The organism is Aquimarina acroporae (genome assembly GCF_023195925.1).
Lineage (GTDB): Bacteria > Bacteroidota > Bacteroidia > Flavobacteriales > Flavobacteriaceae > Aquimarina > Aquimarina acroporae.
In genome coordinates this window covers 420,630-442,302 of sequence record NZ_JALPRE010000007.1, presented here as the reverse complement: position 1 = coordinate 442,302, position 21,673 = coordinate 420,630, and the positions used below count along the sequence as shown (strand labels likewise).

Annotated in this window: 29 protein-coding genes; 9 read left to right on the top strand and 20 right to left on the bottom strand. The window is 32.9% G+C overall.

The window, feature by feature from the left end; genetic code table 11:
• Nucleotides 1-35 precede the first annotated feature (35 nt).
• From M0D21_RS13165 to M0D21_RS13135, 7 genes are all read left to right on the top strand, one after another.
• Nucleotides 36-836, top strand: a complete 801-nt coding sequence (locus tag M0D21_RS13165; protein ID WP_248330225.1) for a MotA/TolQ/ExbB proton channel family protein — start codon at nt 36-38, stop codon at nt 834-836.
• A 106-nt stretch (nt 837-942) separates the two neighbouring features.
• Nucleotides 943-1,416, top strand: coding sequence for a hypothetical protein (locus tag M0D21_RS13160; RefSeq protein WP_248330223.1), 474 nt, complete (start codon nt 943-945; stop codon nt 1,414-1,416).
• A gap of 1 nt (nt 1,417) precedes the next feature.
• A complete protein-coding gene (locus M0D21_RS13155; protein ID WP_248330221.1) occupies nt 1,418-2,026 on the top strand; it encodes an ExbD/TolR family protein in 609 nt (202 codons plus the stop codon).
• Nucleotides 2,027-2,050: 24 nt separating this feature from the next.
• Nucleotides 2,051-2,527, top strand: coding sequence for an ExbD/TolR family protein (locus M0D21_RS13150; RefSeq protein ID WP_248330219.1), 477 nt, complete (start codon nt 2,051-2,053; stop codon nt 2,525-2,527).
• Between the two features lie 338 nt (nt 2,528-2,865).
• The gene (locus M0D21_RS13145; protein WP_248330217.1) at nt 2,866-3,471 is read left to right on the top strand and encodes an ExbD/TolR family protein; all 606 of its coding nucleotides are present in this window, start codon (nt 2,866-2,868) and stop codon (nt 3,469-3,471) included.
• Between the two features lie 23 nt (nt 3,472-3,494).
• A complete protein-coding gene (locus M0D21_RS13140; RefSeq protein ID WP_248330215.1) occupies nt 3,495-3,980 on the top strand; it encodes an ExbD/TolR family protein in 486 nt (161 codons plus the stop codon).
• Between the two features lie 130 nt (nt 3,981-4,110).
• Nucleotides 4,111-4,818 (top strand): porin family protein, encoded by a 708-nt coding sequence (locus M0D21_RS13135; protein WP_248330214.1) that lies wholly within the window; start codon nt 4,111-4,113, stop codon nt 4,816-4,818.
• Here M0D21_RS13135 and M0D21_RS13130 read toward each other — a convergent pair.
• The 16 genes from M0D21_RS13130 to M0D21_RS13055 form a co-directional block, all read right to left on the bottom strand.
• Nucleotides 4,813-5,418 carry a hypothetical protein gene (locus M0D21_RS13130; protein WP_248330212.1) on the bottom strand — a complete coding sequence of 202 codons (606 nt, stop codon included), beginning with the start codon at nt 5,416-5,418 and terminating at the stop codon, nt 4,813-4,815. The genes M0D21_RS13135 and M0D21_RS13130 overlap by 6 nt on opposite strands.
• Nucleotides 5,418-6,878, bottom strand: coding sequence for an RNA polymerase factor sigma-54 (gene rpoN, locus M0D21_RS13125; RefSeq protein ID WP_248330210.1), 1,461 nt, complete (start codon nt 6,876-6,878; stop codon nt 5,418-5,420). The genes M0D21_RS13130 and rpoN overlap by 1 nt, the downstream gene beginning before the upstream one ends.
• Nucleotides 6,879-7,090: 212 nt before the next feature.
• Complete coding sequence (locus tag M0D21_RS13120; RefSeq protein ID WP_248330208.1) at nt 7,091-7,729, bottom strand: response regulator transcription factor; 639 nt, start codon at nt 7,727-7,729, stop codon at nt 7,091-7,093.
• A gap of 121 nt (nt 7,730-7,850) precedes the next feature.
• Nucleotides 7,851-8,582: a sensor histidine kinase gene (locus tag M0D21_RS13115; protein ID WP_248330206.1), complete on the bottom strand. Its 732-nt coding sequence runs from the start codon at nt 8,580-8,582 to the stop codon at nt 7,851-7,853.
• A gap of 35 nt (nt 8,583-8,617) precedes the next feature.
• Nucleotides 8,618-8,926, bottom strand: a complete 309-nt coding sequence (locus M0D21_RS13110) for a hypothetical protein (RefSeq protein ID WP_248330204.1) — start codon at nt 8,924-8,926, stop codon at nt 8,618-8,620.
• 370 nt (nt 8,927-9,296) lie between these two features.
• Entirely contained in the window at nt 9,297-10,004 is a 708-nt protein-coding gene (locus M0D21_RS13105; RefSeq protein WP_248330202.1) for a hypothetical protein, read from the bottom strand.
• Between the two features lie 334 nt (nt 10,005-10,338).
• Entirely contained in the window at nt 10,339-12,531 is a 2,193-nt protein-coding gene (locus M0D21_RS13100) for a peptidase domain-containing ABC transporter (protein WP_248330200.1), read from the bottom strand.
• A gap of 8 nt (nt 12,532-12,539) precedes the next feature.
• Nucleotides 12,540-13,559, bottom strand: a complete 1,020-nt coding sequence (gene gwsS / locus M0D21_RS13095; RefSeq protein ID WP_248330198.1) for a grasp-with-spasm system SPASM domain peptide maturase — start codon at nt 13,557-13,559, stop codon at nt 12,540-12,542.
• Nucleotides 13,556-13,762, bottom strand: coding sequence for a hypothetical protein (locus tag M0D21_RS13090; RefSeq protein WP_248330197.1), 207 nt, complete (start codon nt 13,760-13,762; stop codon nt 13,556-13,558). The genes gwsS and M0D21_RS13090 overlap by 4 nt, the downstream gene beginning before the upstream one ends.
• Nucleotides 13,755-14,783: a grasp-with-spasm system ATP-grasp peptide maturase gene (gwsG, locus tag M0D21_RS13085; protein ID WP_248330195.1), complete on the bottom strand. Its 1,029-nt coding sequence runs from the start codon at nt 14,781-14,783 to the stop codon at nt 13,755-13,757. The genes M0D21_RS13090 and gwsG overlap by 8 nt, the downstream gene beginning before the upstream one ends.
• A gap of 78 nt (nt 14,784-14,861) precedes the next feature.
• Nucleotides 14,862-15,011: a hypothetical protein gene (locus tag M0D21_RS13080; RefSeq protein WP_248330193.1), complete on the bottom strand. Its 150-nt coding sequence runs from the start codon at nt 15,009-15,011 to the stop codon at nt 14,862-14,864.
• A gap of 64 nt (nt 15,012-15,075) precedes the next feature.
• On the bottom strand, nt 15,076-15,225 hold the full coding sequence (locus tag M0D21_RS13075; RefSeq protein WP_248330191.1) for a hypothetical protein: 150 nt from the start codon (nt 15,223-15,225) through the stop codon (nt 15,076-15,078).
• A 40-nt stretch (nt 15,226-15,265) separates the two neighbouring features.
• The gene (locus M0D21_RS13070; protein WP_248330189.1) at nt 15,266-15,427 is read right to left on the bottom strand and encodes a hypothetical protein; all 162 of its coding nucleotides are present in this window, start codon (nt 15,425-15,427) and stop codon (nt 15,266-15,268) included.
• A 63-nt stretch (nt 15,428-15,490) separates the two neighbouring features.
• Nucleotides 15,491-15,640, bottom strand: coding sequence for a hypothetical protein (locus tag M0D21_RS13065; protein WP_248330187.1), 150 nt, complete (start codon nt 15,638-15,640; stop codon nt 15,491-15,493).
• A gap of 28 nt (nt 15,641-15,668) precedes the next feature.
• Nucleotides 15,669-15,827 (bottom strand): hypothetical protein, encoded by a 159-nt coding sequence (locus M0D21_RS13060; RefSeq protein ID WP_248330185.1) that lies wholly within the window; start codon nt 15,825-15,827, stop codon nt 15,669-15,671.
• A gap of 57 nt (nt 15,828-15,884) precedes the next feature.
• Nucleotides 15,885-16,700, bottom strand: coding sequence for an AraC family transcriptional regulator (locus M0D21_RS13055; RefSeq protein ID WP_248330183.1), 816 nt, complete (start codon nt 16,698-16,700; stop codon nt 15,885-15,887).
• A 540-nt stretch (nt 16,701-17,240) separates the two neighbouring features.
• Between M0D21_RS13055 and M0D21_RS13050 the strand changes: the two genes are divergently transcribed.
• Together M0D21_RS13050 and M0D21_RS13045 are read left to right on the top strand one after the other, a co-directional pair.
• Complete coding sequence (locus M0D21_RS13050; RefSeq protein ID WP_248330181.1) at nt 17,241-18,056, top strand: carbohydrate-binding protein; 816 nt, start codon at nt 17,241-17,243, stop codon at nt 18,054-18,056.
• A gap of 24 nt (nt 18,057-18,080) precedes the next feature.
• Entirely contained in the window at nt 18,081-18,926 is an 846-nt protein-coding gene (locus M0D21_RS13045; RefSeq protein WP_248330179.1) for a carbohydrate-binding protein, read from the top strand.
• A 62-nt stretch (nt 18,927-18,988) separates the two neighbouring features.
• Here the strand turns inward: M0D21_RS13045 and M0D21_RS13040 are convergent, their stop codons facing one another.
• The 4 genes from M0D21_RS13040 to M0D21_RS13025 all read right to left on the bottom strand — a co-directional run bounded on the left by M0D21_RS13040 (nt 18,989) and on the right by M0D21_RS13025 (nt 21,669).
• Nucleotides 18,989-19,465, bottom strand: a complete 477-nt coding sequence (locus M0D21_RS13040) for a GNAT family N-acetyltransferase (protein ID WP_248330177.1) — start codon at nt 19,463-19,465, stop codon at nt 18,989-18,991.
• On the bottom strand, nt 19,462-19,938 hold the full coding sequence (locus M0D21_RS13035) for a winged helix DNA-binding protein (protein ID WP_248330175.1): 477 nt from the start codon (nt 19,936-19,938) through the stop codon (nt 19,462-19,464). The genes M0D21_RS13040 and M0D21_RS13035 overlap by 4 nt, the downstream gene beginning before the upstream one ends.
• A gap of 79 nt (nt 19,939-20,017) precedes the next feature.
• Nucleotides 20,018-21,049 carry a hypothetical protein gene (locus M0D21_RS13030; protein ID WP_248330173.1) on the bottom strand — a complete coding sequence of 344 codons (1,032 nt, stop codon included), beginning with the start codon at nt 21,047-21,049 and terminating at the stop codon, nt 20,018-20,020.
• A complete protein-coding gene (locus M0D21_RS13025; protein ID WP_248330171.1) occupies nt 21,046-21,669 on the bottom strand; it encodes a hypothetical protein in 624 nt (207 codons plus the stop codon). The genes M0D21_RS13030 and M0D21_RS13025 overlap by 4 nt, the downstream gene beginning before the upstream one ends.
• Nucleotides 21,670-21,673 lie beyond the last annotated feature (4 nt).

The following is a 21,673-nucleotide window of genomic DNA, read 5'->3' as shown; positions in this document are numbered from 1 at the left end:
AACCCTTTAACTAATTAAAATTAAGAATCAGCGCAATGAAAAGATTATTTTCTATTCTGGCAATCACAGCGGTAATGGCTTTTGGAAACTTACAAGCAGCCACTGCACCTGCCCAGTTATTAACGACTAATGTGCAATTATTAATTGCTCCTATAACAACGACAACAGTTCAAGATGATGTAGCTTCTGATAGCACAGACGACCTTACATTTCATCAAAATCTTAAAAAACGTTTTATTGAAGGTGGACCTGAATTTATGGGGATCGTACTTTTATGTTTGATCTTAGGTCTTGCGATTGCAATCGAAAGAATTATCTTTTTAAATCTTTCTACTACCAACACTAAAAAATTACAACAAAATGTTGAAGATGCTTTAAACAGTGGTGGAGTAGAAGCTGCTAAAGAAGTTTGTAGAAACACAAAAGGGCCTGTTGCTTCTATTTACTATCAAGGACTTGATAGAGCTGAAGAAGGAATAGATGCTGCTGAAAAAGCTGTTGTAGCTTATGGTGGTGTTCAAATGGGTCAATTAGAGAAAAACGTATCTTGGGTATCATTATTTATCGCTCTTGCACCGATGCTTGGGTTCATGGGTACGGTAATTGGTATGATCCAGGCATTCGATAAAATTGAAGCAGCTGGAGATATGCAGCCTTCTCTTGTAGCGGGTGGTATTAAAGTAGCACTTTTAACTACGGTATTTGGACTTATTGTTGCGATTATCCTTCAGATATTCTACAACTACATTGTAGCTAAGATCGATAGAATCGTAAATGATATGGAAGACGCATCGATTACTTTAATCGATATGTTAGTTGCTTACAAGAAGAAGTAATTACGGCGAAAGGTTTTCCTTTCAAGCAGTAAGAACTTATTCTTAAATGAGTATAACTCTTGTTAAATCAGAGTGCATGTGAGCATTCCAAATAAAATATAGACAAATGAAAATTTCTAAAATATTATCATACGTTGTGCTAGGTGTAGGTATCCTTGGAGCAATCCTTTGGTATGTTATGAGTAGTTCAATAAGTGATTTGATGGTTCAGAATGGTGTTTCTGAAGCTAGAGAACTTGCGCTAGGCGAAGCTGAGCCTGCGGTGACTCCATTATATGCGCTTACGTTGGTCATCTTTGTAGTAACGTTAATTGCAACGTTAATTACAGTGTTTTCAACATTAGCAAAAAACCCATCAGGTCTTAAAAATACTGCAATCGGTATTGTAGCGTTTTTAGTAATTGTAGGAATTGGTTTTGCCATGGCAAATGGAGTAGAAACTCCAATGAAAGATGGTGAAGTACTTTCTGCAAGCGGATCTAAATGGGTAGGAGCTGGATTATATACATTTTACTTCTTAGCGGCAGTAGCTGTTGGTTTAATGTTCTTATCTGGTATTAAAAAATTAATAGGTAAATAATATGGCAAGAAGAGCAGCACCAGAAGTAAATGCTGGATCTATGGCAGATATAGCATTCTTACTTCTTATATTCTTCCTGGTGACTACTACGATTGAAACCGATAACGGTATTAGTCGAAAGCTTCCTCCACCACAAGAGGATAATGTAGAGCCACCAATTCTGAAGGAGAAAAATATTTTTGTTGTTGAATTGAACAAAAATAATGACTTGTTGGTAGAAGAAAGTCCAATGGAGTTGAAAGACCTACGTGAAGCTGCTATCAAGTTTTTGGATAACGGAGGTGGATCTGGAGCAGATGCATGTAACTATTGTCAAGGTGCAAGAAGTCCTTCTTCCTCAGATAATCCAACAAAAGCAGTTATCTCTTTACGTAATAATAGAGAAACAAATTATGCATCTTACATCGCGGTTCAAAATGAACTTGTGGCAGCATATACTACACTACGTAACAGAGAAGCAGAACGTCTTTTTGGAAAATCCTTCGTGCAAATGGAGAAAGATTTAAAAGATGTGAATTATTCTGGTAATAAGGAAAAGCTTAAAGAGGATATCAAGAAGATACAATTTTTCTTCCCTGAGAAGCTTTCTGAAGCAGAACCAAAGAAATAAGTAATAACATAAAACAGAATTCTTATGTCTAAGTTTAAAAAGAAAAAAAGTGGTGATTTGCCTGCTATTTCTACAGCTTCGTTACCGGATATCGTGTTTATGTTATTGTTCTTCTTTATGGTTGCTACGGTAATGCGTCAAAATACGCTAATGATAGAAAACAGACTTCCTGTAGCAGACCAAGTGGAGAAACTTGACAAGAAAGGACTTATCATGTATATATATGCAGGTAAACCAAGTTCTAGATATAGATCAAGCGCTGGTAATCAAGCTAGAATTCAGTTGAATGATAAGTTCGCAGATTTAAGCGATGTTAAGCCTTTCGTTTTAGCGGAAAGAGCTGAAGCTAGAGAAGAACTTGTAAACTCTTTAATCACTGCCCTGAAAGTAGATGGTGAAACCAATATGGGATTGGTAGGTGATATCAAAAAGGAGCTAAGAGAAGTTCAAGCTTTAAAAATAAATTACACAACTAGAGTAGGTAATGCTTTAGATAATTAGAAGTAATTTCCTGCTATTTTTATAGCAAGATTATAGATATAAATCCCGCTTTTGAGCGGGATTTTTCTTTTTATAGGTAATAGATCGGGTGTCTTCTGATAGCACATATTAAAATTACATTATACAGATCTCTTAGATTGGCATAACAATTGTGCGCTTTAATGGTATAACTGTGATGTTCCAATCTTAAAAATATCAATATCTAACCCGCCAAACTTGATATTGAATACTACATAAGATCGTCATGCTCATGATGGAACTCTTATACATAATTCATATCGCCTAATCACACACAGTTAGTCGATTTTGTAACTAATTATTAATTAAATATATGAATTATGGCAAGACGATCAGCACCAACGGTGAATGCAGGCTCAATGGCAGATATTGCATTCTTATTACTCATCTTTTTTTTAGTTTCAACAACTATAGAAACCGATTATGGTATTAGTAGGAAATTACCACCTCCAAATCAAGAACCAACAGATGCAGTGGTCAGGGATAGGAATCTTTTTCAGGTAGAGTTAAACCAGTTTGATGAATTACTGGTTGAGGGTGAAATTATGAAGGTAGATGGGCTTAAAAAAGCGGCAATAGCATTTTTGGATAATGGAGGGGGTACAGGTAAACTTTTGTGTGAGTATTGTAAAGGGAGTCATGATGCAACTTCTTCAGATAATCCTAATGCGGCAATTATCTCTCTTAACAATAGTCGAGAAACAAGTTATGAGGCTTATATAGCAGTTCAAAATGAATTGATAGGTGCATACACCACATTAAGAAATCGTGAGGCCAGGCGGTTGTATGGGGTTTCATTTGTAGAAATGGAAGAACTCTTAAAAGAAACCAAAGGGGAAAAAGAAAGAGAAGTACTGAAAAAAAGAATTGTAAACATCAGAGAAATGTTTCCTCAAAAACTTTCCGAAGCTAATCCTGTAAACTAATTAATACTTAAAAACTAAAATTTATGTCTAAGTTCAAAAAGAAAAAAAGTGGAGAATTACCTGCAATATCAACAGCATCTCTTCCTGATATTGTATTTATGTTATTATTCTTTTTTATGGTTGCAACGGTTATGCGGCAAAATACGTTGATGATAGAAAACAGGCTTCCGGTAGCAGATCAAGTTGAGAAATTGGATAAAAAGGGTTTAATTATGTATATCTATGCTGGTAAACCTAGCTCTCGATACAGGGCAAGTGCCGGAAATCAAGCCAGAATTCAGTTAAATGATAAGTTTGCAGAGTTAAGCGATATCAAACCTTTTATTTTGGCTGAAAGAGCAGATACTAGAGAAGAATTGGTGAATTCTCTAATCACAGCTTTAAAAGTAGACGGGAAGACCAATATGGGGCTCGTAGGGGATATAAAGAAAGAACTAAGAGAAGTACAGGCGCTTAAAATTAACTATTCTACTAGAGTAGGGAACGCCTTAGAAAACATAAGTAATTAACTGATGGTGTATATCTGAAGAGGTGTACACGAAAAACCCCGTTATTAAACGGGGTTTTTTATGATTTATGGTTTTGTTTGCATAAAGTATATATGTTATCTGGAGAAATAAATCTATTTTAGTATTTCATATGAAAAACATCGTCCTATCCATTTTTTGTTTTTTTAATCTGTATTTGGTTTTTGGGCAGGAAACTGCGACCGAGACTAAAGAAGATATAGTTGTAGATTCTTTGTATAGAGAAGACCAGTTTTATGTTGGACTCACCTACAACATTATCTTAAATAGGCCCAACGATGTTAGTCAGTCGGGATTTGCGGGAGGATTGCATTTTGGTTTTACACGTGATATGCCTATTAATAAAAGGCGTAATGTTGCTGTTGCTTTGGGAATCGGATATTCACTTAATGTGTATAACCATAATTTGCGTGTAGGGGAGGAGGATCAAAGTACAGGTATAAGTGAGTTTTCTAGCCTAAAAGGAGTAGATTTTAACACCAATAGGTTTACAACACATTTGGTGGAAGCTCCTTTGGAGTTTAGATGGCGTACATCTGTGCCAGAATCTCATAAGTTTTATAGAATATATACGGGGCTTCGCATGGGGTATATGCATTACTTTAGGTCTAGTTTTAGAGGTGTAGATTCTGTCAAAAGAACCAATATTGGAGAGCTGGAAAGATGGCGGTTTGGCGCAACATTTACCTTTGGATGGAATACGTTTAATTTTCACTTTTACTATAGTCTGAATTCTCTTTTCACCAATGATGCTGTTATCGATGGTGAACAAGTGGGTATAAACCCTGCAAAAGTGGGGCTAATCTTTTATATTTTATAACCAGAAATTTACCAGGGTGAGTTGGGGGATAACGCCAATTAAAAAACCTAGAACCAGTTCAAGATTACTATGGGCATTGCAATGTAATCGGGAAGTAGCTACCAGTCCATTGGCTACCATTAAGGCGGCAATAAGTAATGTGAGATTCATTCCAAAATGTATGCTTAGCGCAATAGTAAACATAGTAATACCGCTAATACCTATCATATGAAGGCTGGCTTTAATGTTGAAAAAAATCATAAAAACAGCACTAAGCATAGAGAACAATATCCCCAGAAAGAAAAAATACAACTCCGGATATCGATAAACATCGATAACCATTTTTATGACCACAATTAAAATGAGCGTCTGTAATAATAGCGGTATTTTACGTTGTTTAGCATTTTCTAGATGAATAGAATTTATGATTCCCAGACTTTTTAAAAAGAAAAATAAAACTATAGGTATACATACGGTTAGTATTAATACTCCAAATAGTTTTGATTTTATAATTTCTTCAGGGATAAACCTTGGTGCAGCTACAAAATAGATGATTGCTCCTGCCAAGGGCATGAGCAAAGGGTGTAAAATGTAAGAAATGCTTTTTAAAAAAAAGTTCATCAAATTTTCTTTCGCAACCTTGCGACAGGAATATCTAATTGCTCTCTGTACTTAGCGACAGTTCTTCTAGCAATTGGGTATCCTTTTTCCTTTAGGATTTTGGCAAGTTTTTCGTCGGTTAACGGTTTTTTCTTGTCCTCTTCGCCTATGGTTATTTCCAATATCTTTTTAATCTCACGAGTAGAAACCTCTTCACCTTGATCGTTGGTCATAGATTCAGAGAAAAACTCTTTTATGAGTTTGGTCCCATAAGGTGTGTCAACATACTTGCTGTTGGCTACCCGTGATACTGTACTAACGTCCATTTCAATCTCATCGGCAATATCTTTTAAGATCATTGGTTTAAGATTTCGTTCGTCACCACTAAGGAAATAACTTTTTTGATAGTGCATTATTGCACTCATGGTAATAAAAAGTGTCTGTTGTCTTTGTTTTACGGCTTCGATAAACCATTTTGCAGCATCTAATTTCTGTTTGATAAACATCACTGCATCTTTTTGGGACTTCGATTTTTCTTTGCTGGCCTTATATCCCTGTAGCATATTATTGTATTCTCGGGATACATGTAGCTCAGGGGCATTTCTACCATTCAATGTAAGTTCTAGTTCACCATCTACAATTCGAATGGTAAAATCGGGCACTACATGCTCAATAATTCTATTGTTGCCCGCATAAGCACCCCCTGGTTTAGGGTTTAAGTGCTCTATCTCTTCTATTGCTTCTTTAAGTTGGTCTTCGGTAATATCAAATTTTACCAAAAGCTTGTCATAATGTTTCTTGCTGAAATGATCAAAAGTCTTTTTTAGTATTTCTGAAGCTAATTTTATAGGGATAGTGGTTTCTTTTCTGTCTAATTGAAGCCACAAGCACTCTTGTAAATTTCGAGCACCTACCCCCGCAGGGTCTAGTTGGTGTACAATTTTAAGTACACTTTCTATTTTTTCTTCGGTAGTATATACATTTTGTGTAAAAGCCAGGTCGTCGAGTATGTCAGACAAAGATCTTCTTATGTATCCGCTTTCATCAACGCTTCCTACCAGAAATTCAGCGATTTGTCGCTCTTCTTCGTTAAGTCTGTAGGTGTTTAGCTGATTTACCAAATGTTGGTGAAATGAAGTTCCAGAAGCGTAGGGTACGCTTTTTTCCTCATCGTCTGAGCTATAGTTATTTGAGCTTAGTCTGTAGCTAGGAATTTCATCATCACTTAGGTATTCATCTACATTGATTTCGGTTTCAATTTTTTCAGTCCCGTAGTCGTCATCTGCTGTGTTTTCATTGCCAAACGCATCATCAAAGTCATCAGCTTTTTCTTTGCCACTATCCAAAGCAGGATTTTCCTCCATTTCCTGTTTTAGTCGTTGTTCAAAAGCCTGCGTAGGTAATTGAATCAACTTCATTAATTGAATCTGTTGGGGAGAAAGTTTTTGTGAAAGCTTAAAGTTTAATTGTTGTTTTAGCATAAAAAAAATCAATGTTCTTCTACTCACAAAAATAAACAAAAACACTGTTTTTATGGAAGTATAAGATGGTTAGTTTATTGAAAAATGCTGTAAAATTACACCTAAAAACTAGTTTAGCTATAATTTTCTTTCATGGCTTTGATCAATAAACGGGCCAAAAACAGTTTTAATGTGTAGAAATTGATTTTTTTTTGAATCGTTAAATTGTTGAACTAAGGCACAAATATTTTGTTTTTGATAGCATAAATTACCAATCCTGTTCTGTTTTTAAGACTCAATTTTTCGAAAATAGAATCTCTGTATCCTTCTATTGTTTTTGGACTTAGACACATGTCATTGGCAATCTCCTTATACGTTTTTTCTGTGCAGGCATGCTTAATGAATTCTAGCTCTCTATCTTTTAACATAACACTTTTCTCCTGTTTAGGATTGAGCGAACCCAGCAAAAGATTGGTTACATCTTTGGTGTGGTAGAAACCAGTTTCCTGAACTTGTACAAGAGCATTTTCTAAAATGCTTTTTTCGGTATCTTTAAGCAGATATCCTTTGGCACCGGCTCTCAACATTTTGAGGATGGTATTTTCGTCTTCCTCAACAGAAAGTGCGAGCACCTTTACATGTGGGTATTGTTCTTTGAGTGCAGCGGTAGTTTCTATGCCATTCATGATAGGCATATTGATATCCATAAGCACTACATCGGGAATATTTTTTGGATCCTTAAAACGGGTTAGTAGTTCTTTTCCATTTTTACAGATATATAATATCTTAAATTTATCAAATCCATTTACAAGACCAGATAATGCTTGTGATAATAAGATATGATCTTCTACAATGACTACTGAATATTTCATCTGTATGTATTTTTTAAAAAGGGATACACTGTTTTAGTTGGGATGTGTATTAGGATTTGCATATATACTCATTTTTATGCGTCCCTTTGCTATTATTTGTGTGATTTTTACACCTGCATCCTTAATCGATGATATCATCTAATGCAGTTAAATTTTTCTTGTCATAGTAATAGGTAAGCATAATAGCTGTTCCTTTTCCTTCCTCAGAGTTTAAAGTGACCTCGGCATCGATCAACTTGCCTCTACTTTGTATGTTTCCAAGCCCAATACCTTGTTTAGAATTGTTGATATTCATATTAAAGCCTACACCATCGTCTTTTGCATTAATGACTAATTTGTTTTCGTCGTAGTGTACATTAACTTCAAGGTTTGAGGCTTTAGAATGTTTTATGGTGTTGGTGAAAAACTCCTGTAATATTCTAAATATAATGATTTCCACTTTATCATCCATATCTCGTACCTCCTGGTTGTTGGTTAAGGTAGCTTTAATGAATTGAAGACGATTAAATCGTTCTATTTCCAGAGTAATTGCCTCGGTAAGACTTAGACTTTTTATCGCATCGGGGTTAATGAGTTTTGATAGTGATCTAAGCTCGGTAAGACTTTTGGTAATAGTATCTGTTACTTCTTGCAGCTTCTCGGGGTCATCTTGTGCTACATTCACTTGAATTTTGGCCAGCGTGAGTAGCTGGCCAATATTATCATGTAACTCCCAACTTATATTGCGTAGGGTTTCTTCCCGTATCTCAATTTGTGTTTCGGCAATAGCCTTTTCAAACTTTTTCTCGGCTTCTTTTTGATGCAATAACAAGCTGTTTTTCCTTTTCTGGAAAATGGTGAAAAGAAAAATCATTATTATGATAATTACTATTAATACAATACTTGCTATTAATATAGCTGTTTCCTGTCGCTCCATATAAAGCCTATAATAAAACAGATGTTCATAATTACCGCTAGAATAATGTTTAAAAGAACCAGAATTGTAGCATCTGTAAGATATTCATAATAATTTCTTAGAATTCTAAAAGGGATATTACCAATATAGTATAATAAAAGACCTACACTAATCCAGAATAAAAGATTTTTTTTAACGTATAAAACTTTTTCAGTATTCAAAATCTCTACAAAATAAATACTTATGCTAATTACAATAAATGTTGCAGCAGCTATATAGGGTAGACTTTGAAATTCTATCATATAGTTTTCAAAGAAACCATTTATAATCAAAATTATATAATAAAAGAACATAAATAAAAGAAGAAGTTTCTTGTGTTTAATGTTCTTAATATAATGCCTATATAATAAAAATAAATACGTAAAAATAATACAGTAATATATATTATAAATTATTGCATTGTGTCTTGAAACATATTCTCTTATTAAAACACCAGAGATATCGTTAATTACTGTATACCAAAGCAGAAAGCAAAAGAATTTTAAAAAAGTTTTTTTGTATTTATAAAAATAAATAGAAGCAATAACTGCTGCGACTAACTCTATGAAAATTCCAAAGTTTCCTATTCCTATTAACAATTCTCTTTTCACTATCTAAGATATATTAATATGATTAATATGGTGGAGATCCTCCAATTTCGTTAGCAAGTGTACTGTTTTCACCACCTTGTAAAGCGGAGGAGAATGAAAAGAAACTTGCAGTATTAATTTTTGATTGTTGTACTTGATTAAGATTTCCAAGACCATCTGGGCGTAATTCATCGATGATGTCTTCAAGGAATATTAGCTCTGGCTTTCCGTCGTTATTTCGATCTAGAAATGTATATCCTTTGTGAATACCATCTCTTTCAGAACGAGTGGTGGGTGCAATAAAGAAGGTATTTCTCCTAGGGTCTGGAATTGGTTTACCATCAACAAATTTATCAGCATCTGGGTAATTTCCTAAATACAATCGATATCCCGTGATTTTTACCGAATCCGGTGTTATTGACTTTACATATGCAATGTATTCTTCCAAAAAAGTATCCTTTAAAAGAAAAGATCTGGATGGCATGAATTCTGGATTTGCTTTTCTATCTGTTGGACATAGCTTAGTGATCAAGCTATCCCTTCCCTCAAAAGCTTTTATAATACAAGCGCGATTTTTTGAATAACTGCGGTACAATTGCACTGCATCTTTAAAAGAAATGATTTCTTCTGGTGTTGTAGGATCCGGATCGGGTTGGGTAACAGGATCGTTTTTGGTGTAAAAATAAGTTATCAGTGCAGCTAGAATAGCTACAATAGGATAACCTATAAGGTTGTTAACTCGGTTTTTCATTTTTTGGTTTATTAAAATGTTTGTGATTCCTAAAAATACTATTATTCCAAAGGATTCAAAAAGTATTTCAAGGTTTTGTTAAAATGCAAAAGATGCAATCTTTTGATAACAAAAAGGTTTTGAGAGTTTCGAGGCGAAATTTACGGGAATTCACTCTCTTTATAAAGGGGTAAATACCCCTAATCAAAAAAGTGATTTGACTCTTTTGAATATTGTCGATAAGTCCTTCTAAAAGTTGTTTCTATTTCTTTTTAAAAACAGGTGATTTTCTAATGAAATGAAATAGAATCAGTTATGATAAATGATCTGAAGAAGTTTATTTGCTTTTTCTAATCTATGAACCAAGTTCTAGCTGGTTTTTTACTAGATTGTAATACTTTCCTTTTTTCTTACTCAATTCATGATGATTTCCTGTCTCAACAATTTGTCCTTCCTCTAATACTATGATTTGATCAGCATTCTTTACTGTACTTAATCTATGAGCAATAATAACTACCGTTTTGTTTTTAAAAAAATGATTAAGGTTTTCGGTTATTTTCTTTTCATTATTGGCATCCAGAGCACTCGTCGCCTCGTCGAAAAACATTAAAGAGGGATTTTTGTAAACAGATCTTGCAATGAGTATTCTTTGCTTTTCGCCACCACTAATTCCTATACCATCATTGCCAATTTTTGTGTTGTATGTTTGAGGAAGCCTTTCAATAAACTCTTTTATGTTTGCAATTTCTACAGCTTGTAAAAGTCTCTTTTTGTCAATTTTTCCTTGACCCAAAGTAATGTTTCGAGCAATGGTGTCATTAAATATGTAACCCTCTTGCATAACAACACTTAGATTACTTCGCCATTTTTTTTGTGATATATTCTTTAGATTTAATTTGTTTAAACTAATATAACCTTCCTTAGGTGAGTAAAATTTTAGTAGTAATTTTATTAATGTGGTTTTACCACTGCCACTTGCTCCAACAATAGCTGTAGTTTTGTTTGCAGGAATTGTTAGGTTTATATTACTGAGAACATTGTTTTTTCTTCCTGGATAATTAAAGGATAAATTGTGAATGTTGATGTTTTCATTGATATTAAACAATTCCCGGGTATCATCATCTGAACTATACTCGCTATTTAACTTGTGAACCTCATTTAGTCTTTCAATACTTATTTTGGCATCTTGTATAGAATAACTAATTTTAAGAATCTCTTTGAGAGGCCCGTTAAGCTGACCAATAATATACATGATTGATAGCATCATCCCCAAGGTAATATCTCCTTGAATAACCAATCTGGATGCTACATAGATGATAATAATGTTCTTTAACTCGTTAATAACTAGGGAGCCTATATTTAAAAGTTGTTCAAGAGAAAGTTTTTTTATTTCTAGTCTAAACAACCTGGCTTTTATAAATTCCCAGCCCCATCTTTTTTCTTTTTCAGCATTCAATAGTTTAATTTCCTGCATCCCATTTATAAGTTCAATAATTTTGGTTTTTTCTTCTCCAATTAGTTGAAACTGATGCATGTCAATTATCCTTCTTTTTCTAATAAAAATTGATATCCACAAAAAATAAAATAAACTTCCAAAGGCATATATAAAAAATATATTAAAGCTATAAAGGGCTAAAACAATCCCAAAAACGATAATGTTTACAAATGCAAGAAATATGGACAAGGGTGAATTAGTGAGTAAATTTTCTATCCTTTTATGATCACCAACACGTTCTAATATATCTCCCGTAACCTTAGTATCAAAATATGAAATAGGTAGATTCATTAATTTTATAAAAAAATCCGAAACCAGGGAAATATTTATTCTGGTACTTAGATGGAGTAAAATCCAACCTCTTAAAATATCTATACTTACTTTACCAAGAAATAGAAATATTTGAGCGAGTAGAATTAGATAAATATAATTGAGATCATTGTTTCTTATTCCAACATCTACAATACTTTGTGTTAGAAAAGGAAAAAGTAAATTTAACACACTGCCTGCTATTACACCGATTACCAATTGCAGTAAGAATTTTTTGTGTATCGTAAGATATTTAAATATATGTTTAAAATCTTGCTTTACGGGTTGGTCATAGTTAGAATTATGTAGTTTTGGAGTAGGCTCAAAGAGCATTACTAAGCCATCTTTTGTATTTTCAGTGGCTGTATTTCCGATCCAGTTTTGTATAAATTCTTTCTTAGTATATGTGAGTAAATCCAAAGCAGGATCGGCGATATAAATCTTATCTTTTTTAATCTTATATACAATTACAAAATGGTTATGATTCCAAGTAACTACACATGGTAGAGGAGCATCATTAAATAATGTAATAGCGTCAATTTGAAGCCCAATTGTTCTAAAGCCTATAGTATCTGCGGCATGACTTAGCATTTCGAAATTTATACCTTCTCTAGTTGTTTCTACAAGCTTGTTTAACTGTTCAAGAGATATATGAACACCATAATGTTTTGCTATCATTCTTAGGCAAGTAGCGCCACAGTCCATTGTATTTGGCTGCTTGTAGTGTTTGAATTTTTTTCGCATACATGAATTTAGTTCCAACTATTGGTATAAGGGTCAAAATTGCAAGATTGTATCTTATGATGGCTATTATTGGAGAATTTGACATCTGAATTGCTCAAACACATATATCTAAATTGACAATCTTTACATTTTTCAATCATATCATTATGAATATGATATTTTTTTTGAAAATCATTTTGGTTAATTACATCTTCAATCCTGTCTTGAATTGTATTTCCGTAAGATTTTTTATGTGATAGATAGTTTTTAATATTTCCTTCGGTATCTATACATACTTTTCTATGTAATCCCGTATTATACTGTAGTGCTTCATAATACATTTGATGGTTTATAGTAAAAGATTTAATGGAGTAAATTTCCTTAGAACCCTTATTTAGATTATGCTCACTATAAACTATTTCTCGTTTTGGGTTTTCAGAAATTACTACTCGTTTTTTTGATTGACTGTTGTAGATAATTAGTCTTACTCTTGGGTAATTTATCATAAATAGCTTTAGCTCTTCAAGAACTAATTGCTCATTCATCGGAATCATAATTTCTATAATCCTTATATCACTCTCTTTAATATTGTCAAGTAATTTTGATAATTGAGATATTGCTATGAAATCATATAATCTTATTTGTATAATTTGACAAGAAAGGGTTTCAAGTTGCGATAGAACGTCTGCGATATCATATGCGCTTGATTGATCATATTCCAAAATCGACGAAATTACTTTGAAAGGAGAATAAAAAATTTGTTCGGGTTTTTGAAAAGGAGCAGGATTTTGTGTGAAAAATCCATATTCATTATTTGCTAAGTATTGAAAATAGTTATCAATACCTTCGTCATATTTGTTTTTGAATATAGATTTTATTTGCTGTATTGTGTTATTTTTTAAATCACTTGATAATATCTCTTGTAGTAAATTAGGAATTTCAATAAATGCTCCATTGTCCAAATCCATGATTAAACTATTGGCGTGTCCTCGAACTGGGATACATGTAGGAAATAATAAAAAATAGGTTTCTTTTAATGCGGTACTCATGAGTCTATATCTATGATATTAGAATTTTTTTTGTAAAAATCTGTTATACTTCCAAGAGCCCTGTATTTTTTCATATACACAAATTTCTCTTCGAGATTACTCGTTTTCTTTTCTGAAACACAGATGTAATGCATGTCAAAAGGAATAGATTCATCTTCTGGTATTTGAATTAAATCTTTGTATTTATTTGATTGATCAATCATTAGAATTATTAATTAAATATTCGGCGATTTTTTTATTAAGGTAGTAGTTACATTGCAACGATACATCTCCGTATTGTCCAACGGGGTTAATTTCAAGAAAATAATATTGGCCGTCTATGCCTTTAATAATATCTATAGCCCCATAATCTAAAGTAAGTTCTTGCATTAAGGAAGTTATACTGCTTTCAATAGCTTGATTTAATTGATACGGAATATAACGTGTAGGATGATTAGCTGGGCGATTTCTCATGTCAACTTTAGTTTGTTCATTGAGTTGACTAAATATACAGGCAGAATATAATTCGCCATTTAAATAAATACTTCTTATTTCGTATTCTTTATCAATACATTCTTGAAATAAGGATGGTGCGAATTTTTTTGGCGCAGTATCTATATTGTCGATTAATTTGGTTAATTGATAAAACGATAAGTAATGATCCTTTGGGTGATTAACCTGATGTTTATATTCGGGAATTACCGAACCTAGCGATTTAGTTATGATTTTTTGATTGCATAGGTTAAAAAAGTTTCGCAATTCGTCAATGGAGTTTGTTATTAAAGTTTTAGGGATGGTTAAATTATGTTCTTGTGCTTTTTTTAGAATTATGGGTTTGTTAAGGTCTACGATCTCGTAGGACCCAAGTTTTTTTGTTTTTTGTAAGTTATAGCATAAAAAGTCCCAAAAGGTCCTCATTCTCTTTTGGTTAGAGTATTCAAGATATTCTTTGGGGTAAACCCCGAAATTTTGCTTTTCTGGCGATAACGTTTTAGAGTTTATGGTGGGTCTTCTAAACCATGTAGAATTTATATCTACAGGATCCTTGATATCGTTTACTTTAAATATTGGATCTGTAATGTTTCCTCCAAAAGAAACAGCGATAGTTTTATCTTCAAAATTGAAATGATCTTTTTGTGCTTTGTTATGGTCTATGTGTTTTTCATACTTCTCGTCATTATAGTATAACCAGTCTATTACTCTATTGGTAGAAAAATCAACCTCTTCAGAAAAAAGTAAATGCATTTGGTAAGGTTTGAATTAGAAAAGAGCCACTATAGTTAGGCCATAGTAGCTCTTTCATATTAGGTTTAAAGAAATAAATCACGGGTAACTACCAATGTCGTCACTAGAGTTACTTCCTGTACCACACCAGTATTGAGTGGTTTTTCCGTCTTCACTAATTTTTACCGCGTCTTTTTGGGTTTCGAGGTTTTTTAGTAAAGCATCGATAGATTTTTGTTCTTTTTTCATATTACAGAGTATTAAGATTAAACAATTTGTTTTTGGTAAAGTAAATCTTAGGTAGGGAGATTAATCACGGGTAACTACCAAGTTCATCACTAGAGTTACTTCCTGTGCCACACCAGTATTGGGTAGTTTTTCCATTTTCATCTACTTTTACGGCTCCTTTTTGGTTGTCGAGGTTTTTTAGTAGAACATCGATAGATTTTTGTTCTTTTTTCATGGATATGAATTTTAGAGTTAATATGTTATTATTTAATTCACTATGATCCTTGAGGTGGGTGACCTCCAATTTCATCACTAGAATTACTTCCTGTACCACACCAGTATTGAGTGGTTTTTCCGTCTTCACTAATTTTTACCGCGTCTTTTTGAGTTTCGAGGTTTTTTAGTAAAGCATCGATCGATTTTTGTTCTTTTTTCATGTTACAGAGTATTTAGATTAAACAATTTGTTTTTAGTGAAATAAATGATAAGTAAGAGAGTATTTATGGGTGACTTCCTAATTCATCTGAAGATTGTGAACCCGTGCCGCACCAGTATTGAGTGGTTTTTCCGTCTTCACTGATTTTTATAGCTTCTCTTTGGTTTTCTAAGTTTTTTAGTAAAACATCGATCGATTTTTGCTCTTTTTTCATGTATACATAATTTTAGAGGATAATTTTTTTAAGATTTTGGAGGATGTCCAGCAAGTTCATCGGCAGCGTTTGCACCAGTACCGCACCAGTATTGTGTGGTTTTTCCGTCTTCACTAATTTTTACGGCTTCTTTCTGGTTTTCGAGGTTTTTTAGTAAAGCATCGATAGATTTTTGCTCTTTTTTCATTTTAAAAAGATTTAAATTAGACTTATTTCCTTTAAAGAAAATCATAAAAAATGATAGTTACTTGTATAATCTTGGTGTTTGCAAAATTCCTCTTTGGTATTTTCTGGGAGATATACCTATAAACCTTTTGAAATGTTTGGAGAAATGAGCGATATCTGTAAAATTATAATCATAAGCCAATTCAGAAAGATGTGTCGAAGCAGAAATCTTTCTCTTAGCTTCAAAAATTTTTCTCATAATAATGTAGTGCATTGGTGACATTCCAGACTTACCTTTGAACTGCTTAGCGAAGTTGTATTTGTTAATACCTGCAATAGCTGCAAGGTCAGTGATATTAATATGGTTTTTTAGATTTTGGTTGATGTAGTGTTGAACATTTTTCCATGGGGAGGTAAATATGTTACTGCTATCTGTAGAATGATATTTTTTAAGGCTAACTAAAATATCTAAAAAATGGTTTGTTATTTTATGGAATGCAATATTGTTTTTGCTCTGTGCAGTTTTAATAATCGCTAAAAAAACATTGTTTAAATGAGAATCGTAGATAGGATCATTATGAAAAAATGGTTGTAATTTAGAGTGGTGCGCTATTCTTTTTGTATCTACATATAAGGTGTGAAAATCTATAGCAGAGGGATAAAAAAAACTGGAATGTACTTCGTAAGGATTAATTATTGAGATGTGATTTGAAGGGATTAGAATTTCCCGATTTTTCATTTTTATTAATCTTGTTCCAGATACTATTAATGAGATGCAAAATGTATTGCGAAAATGTAAAGGAAATGAATGTGATTGTCCCTTAATAGATAATATTTCTAAACCTTCGGCGGTTCTTTTTTGTATAAAAGAACTTTCTATTTTTTTTAGTTGCATACTTAAGTATGTAAACCTGAAAAGATTTGTTACCTCTACAATAAACTTTTAACAAGACATTAAAATTAGAAAGCTTTTTTAGTTTTGTTTTAGTGTTTTTTTTAACGCAACAAACTATTAATACACGTTTTAGAATATTTTTTTGCAAAATTTGACATACTAAATATTAGATTTCGATTACGAAAAACGCTTATACAACTTTTCATAAAACTTCTAAGCAAAGGTTTTCGTAAGAGGTTACCTACCAAATTTGATGCTAAAATTTTCGATGAAAAATCCCTATAATTTTCGTATAAAATTATGTGTCGGCAAAAATGAAGTGCAGCATTCTAAGAATTCGATAATCGCAATTTTGCAGATTTAATTTTAAGTTAAAATCGCGTGATTTCGAAAACGTTATTGGTAAAATAATTGTTAAAAAAACTATTACGGATTTCCTTACTCTCCCCAGTGCTATACCTTGAAGATAACATTGAATTGACCGCTAAACTTTTTCGAAAGGTTAACAACAAAAACCACAATTATCTAATCAACTTAATTATGAAAAAAATTTATTTAGTACTAGTCGTAGTGTTAGGGTTGTATTCTTGTAAACAGGATACCGAAATAACAGATGCTACCAACACATCTATTGAGTTAGCAGCAAAAAACAGTTCAGAAAATGTAACATTGCTTAGGGCTTGGACCTCGAATGGTAGCAGTCCGGTAAGGCGTAAATATGTAAGACGATTTGAAGTAAAAGTAAAAAACCTTGCTTTTCAAAAAGAGGTGGCTATACACCATGCTACTTACGCCGGTAATTGGGTAGATATTCCTTTGCGATATGAACAGAGCATTGATAATGATGAAGAAATCTGGGTAGGAGAGGTAGAACCCGATACCGAAATTTATAGCGATGAGTTTGTAATAAAATATACGGTAGATGGGCAGACGTATTGGGATAATAACAATGGGGACAATTACAGCATGCTTGTCAATATAGGGGCATACTTAGCACCAGAAATCGAAATTTCGGTAGATAAGTACTACACTCGTTTTGCCGGTACTTATTTCAATATTAATGTAGACGCCAGAAGGAATTATGGTGCTGTGGGTGCTGTTGAAATCGTTTACTCTACAGACGGTTGGGCAACTACCAATAGAGCATCATTGAGTTACCAGCGATATTTTAGAGTGGGATATGCGCATTATATACAAAGTCCAAATCAATTTGATATCGATAAATGGGAAACCTCGGTTCGATTTGACCCTGATATTAGTAGTGTAGAGTATGCTGTAGTATATAAAGTCAATGGTCAGGAGTATTGGGACAATAACTATGGAAAGAACTATATCATAAACAATTCAACATATTAAATATTAACTTTTTAAAACCAACCCATGAGAAAATTTGTTTATTTATTACTAAGTCTGGTTATCTTTTCGTGTGCTACCGAAGATGACTTTATTGAAAACCAGAATACCTTTGAAAAGGAAGAGGTGATCGTTAAAAATTCCTCTCCCGTACATTTGGTAAAATCCTGGACTTCATCAGGAACCTATAGAGGCTATACTGGTTATTTAGGAAAGTTTACCGTGCAAGTTGCCGATCTTGATTTTGATAAAAGTGTAAGTATCTTTCATGAAAAAGTAGATGGCAGTTGGGAAGAAATCCCGTTAGCGTATAGTTTTGATATCGATGATCAAAATGAAATCTGGACCGGGCAATATAATGTTGGAGGCTTTGGCCTTGCTCCTGTGTATGCCGATGAATTTGTAGTAAAATATGAAGTGAACGGACAGACCTATTGGGATAATAACGAAGGAGCAAACTATACAATGACTACCAATGATGGATTCTTCTTTGCAGATCCAACAAGTAATGTGAGTGTAGATACCGATTTTGATAGCATTTTCTACGCTTCTTTCTACGATCAAAACCAAATGAATGTAGTGGTAGATGTTAGAAATTTAGGCCCTACCAAAGAAGTAGGAGTGGTATATACTACAGATGGATGGCAGACGCAAAGCTATTTTCCGCTTAGTTATCGTTCATTTTGGAATAGTGGACCTTTTGTTTTTGTGTCAAGTCCAAATCAATTTGATATAGAGCGCTGGTCGGGTTCTGTTCGGTTCGATAAATCTGTGAGTACCGTTGAGTATGCTGTGGTGTATAGAGTAAACGGTCAAGAGTATTGGGATAATAACTATGGAAAGAACCATACCGTTTCTCAACAATTTTATTAATTAGTTAAAAGGGGTATTAACTAGATAAGTCCGTTCTGTGTTTTATTCAGAACGGACTTTTTTTATAGCTCCAGTTTCATTTTTATATTACTTCGTTTATAGATAGGATCTGCTTCAATAGGTATTTCTACGAACCCGAATTTTTTATAAATGTAAATGGCACTTTCCAGAATAGTGTTAGAATATAAAATTACTTCTGTCCAACCTTCGTTTTTTGCAAATGCTATACAATGTTCTAATAGTTGCTGACCTATTTTTTGTCCTTGAAACTTTGGTGATACGGCCATTTTGCCGAGTTCATACTTCTTTTCGTTAAGTTTAATTAAAGAAAATGTACCTGCAATAGTATCGCCCACTTTGGCAAAGAAAATATAACCTCCTTTAGCTATTATGGTTTCTTCACACTGTTCTAGTAATTGTTGGTCCAAAGGTTCTACAACAAAGTATTTTTCTAACCATTCTACATTAAGACGAGCAAAGTCTTTGGCATATTGCGGGTCAAACGGAATTATGGTTGTTGTGTTTGTGGTATTCATCATAGTTTTTCTAGTATACGGTTGCTCAATGATTTTTCTTTAAATTGATTTTCTAAATGAGTGAGATGTCTGGTTAAACCGGTAGAACTCCCTTCGGTTAACCATTTTACCTGCTCATCGATCACGATCCAAATAGGTAGTATGTTCTTATGTAAATCTTTCCCTTTTTTGGTCAGGGTAAAGAGCTTTTTTCTTTTATCAGTTTTATCAGTCTTATAGGTTACCAGTTTTTTATCGGTTAATTTTTTTAGAGACTGTGTAATAGCAGGCTGAGTAAATTGTAATGCTTCCTGAATTTTTGTGGTTGTAGCTACCTCATGCTCAATTATAAACTTAAAAACAGGGAAGAGGTATGGGTCAAAATCAATATTACAGGCGTTGTAAATTAATTGAGTTTCTCTCATTAAGTATTCGCTTAATCGCTTTAATCGAGACCCTAAGCCCAACTCTCCATATTCTTGTAATTTGTCTTGCATAAGTATTTATATAAATGCTTATGTAAATATACGAAATTTAAATGTAAAATCAACGGGGCAAGATAATCAGGTTGTACTTTTACGATACTATATGCTTAACGGTAATACTTTCTTTAACTTCGAAATGAGTGTTGTTATTGAATTCTATGGCCAAATGTAATTGCCAATTTATTTTTTCGGTTGCAAACTCAAAACTACCTGGGAAATAAGATTTGGGAAATTGTAAAGTGATTTCCAAGTGTTTTGAAATAGGTTTTTTTAGTTTTTCCTTTTCAGAAGTATAGATGGTTTTGGTTAAGGTATATGTATCGGTACCTCTACGATCCTCTACTTCTTCGACGATAGTGTAAAAGACTTGAATGTATTCTATGCTTTTTGTGTTTTTTTCAAAATTAATATCTAGGTTAAAAAGGCTTTCATCATAAGGTGTCAGCCCTATTAATACATTTCCCAATTGTCCAATACTTGAATAGGCATATATACCATATCCTATAAAGAAACAAGCGGCAATACCAAAAATATAAGAAAAAACCCCGTGCCAGCCCATGAAATAGCATGCTATTACAATAGCCAAAATTGCCAATCCTATTATTATAGGACCTGTAGAATAATTTCTAACCGTTTTAGTTTCCTGATGCAAGTCATAGATATAATTTTCTGAATATACCTGTATTTTATGCTTAGATGTAATCTTTCCGTTGTAGGTATTGAATAGCATTTTAAGCTTAATATCTTTCAAATAGTCTAATCGTATTCTAGAAATTGTTTCATCTGTAGGAATACATTCTATGGTTAGAAACCATACAATTTCTAAATTAGTTCCAGAATAGGATTTTGGTTCTTTCGGGATTTTAAATTGAACATCAAATTCATATATATTACCCTTTGACCAAACTCTATCTGTAGATACTATTTGAGTAGCTACAATTTTGTTTTTGGAATGAATTTTACCGGTTACTACATAATTTAAGTGACAATTAATTTCAGAAAAACCAATAGTATCTTTAGGTTGAAAAATTATTTTTCCTTGTAATAAATCACCGGGAAGAACAAATCCATTTGCAGTTTCCAGTGAATAATTGATATCTAGAAAGTCGTTTAGAGCATTCATTTTGATGTTTTTTTGAAACTATCATATAAATAGTTTAAGATTGCCCGAAAATCATCGTCAAAGTGTAAGACCAATTTTTCTAATGAAGCCATATTTACTTCGATTTTTTCTTTTGGAAAATTAGAAACAAGATGAACCCTACTAGAGATTATATCCTTTAAAGAAGATATTTGTATCCCTTCAAAAGAAAATGAACAATAATTCCTTTTAGATCTCTGAAATTCTATTGTTTTTGTTTGATGAGTTGTAATGACATAAGAGGTTTTTTTTCTGAACCACAGCACGTATCTCTTTATTGCTGGAATTCTTTCTATACTATCTATAAAAACGATTTCAGAGTTTTTTTTAGCTATTTTTCTATCTATACGGTCAAGAAAGTAAATGTCTTGTTCTTGAAAATATTGATGAAGCGCTCTAAGATGTGTAGTTTTTCCTCTTCCTTTTTTTCCGACAAATTGAAGTATGATTGGCTGATCATTATTTAATAGCTTAATCCATTCTTCCAGAGGATATTTTGGGACTATACAGTCCAGAATATCTTCTTCGGTTATACCTCCAAAGGGATTGAAGTCATATACAATATCTCTATTAAGGATGATGTTATTATATTCTGGGAGCATCAGT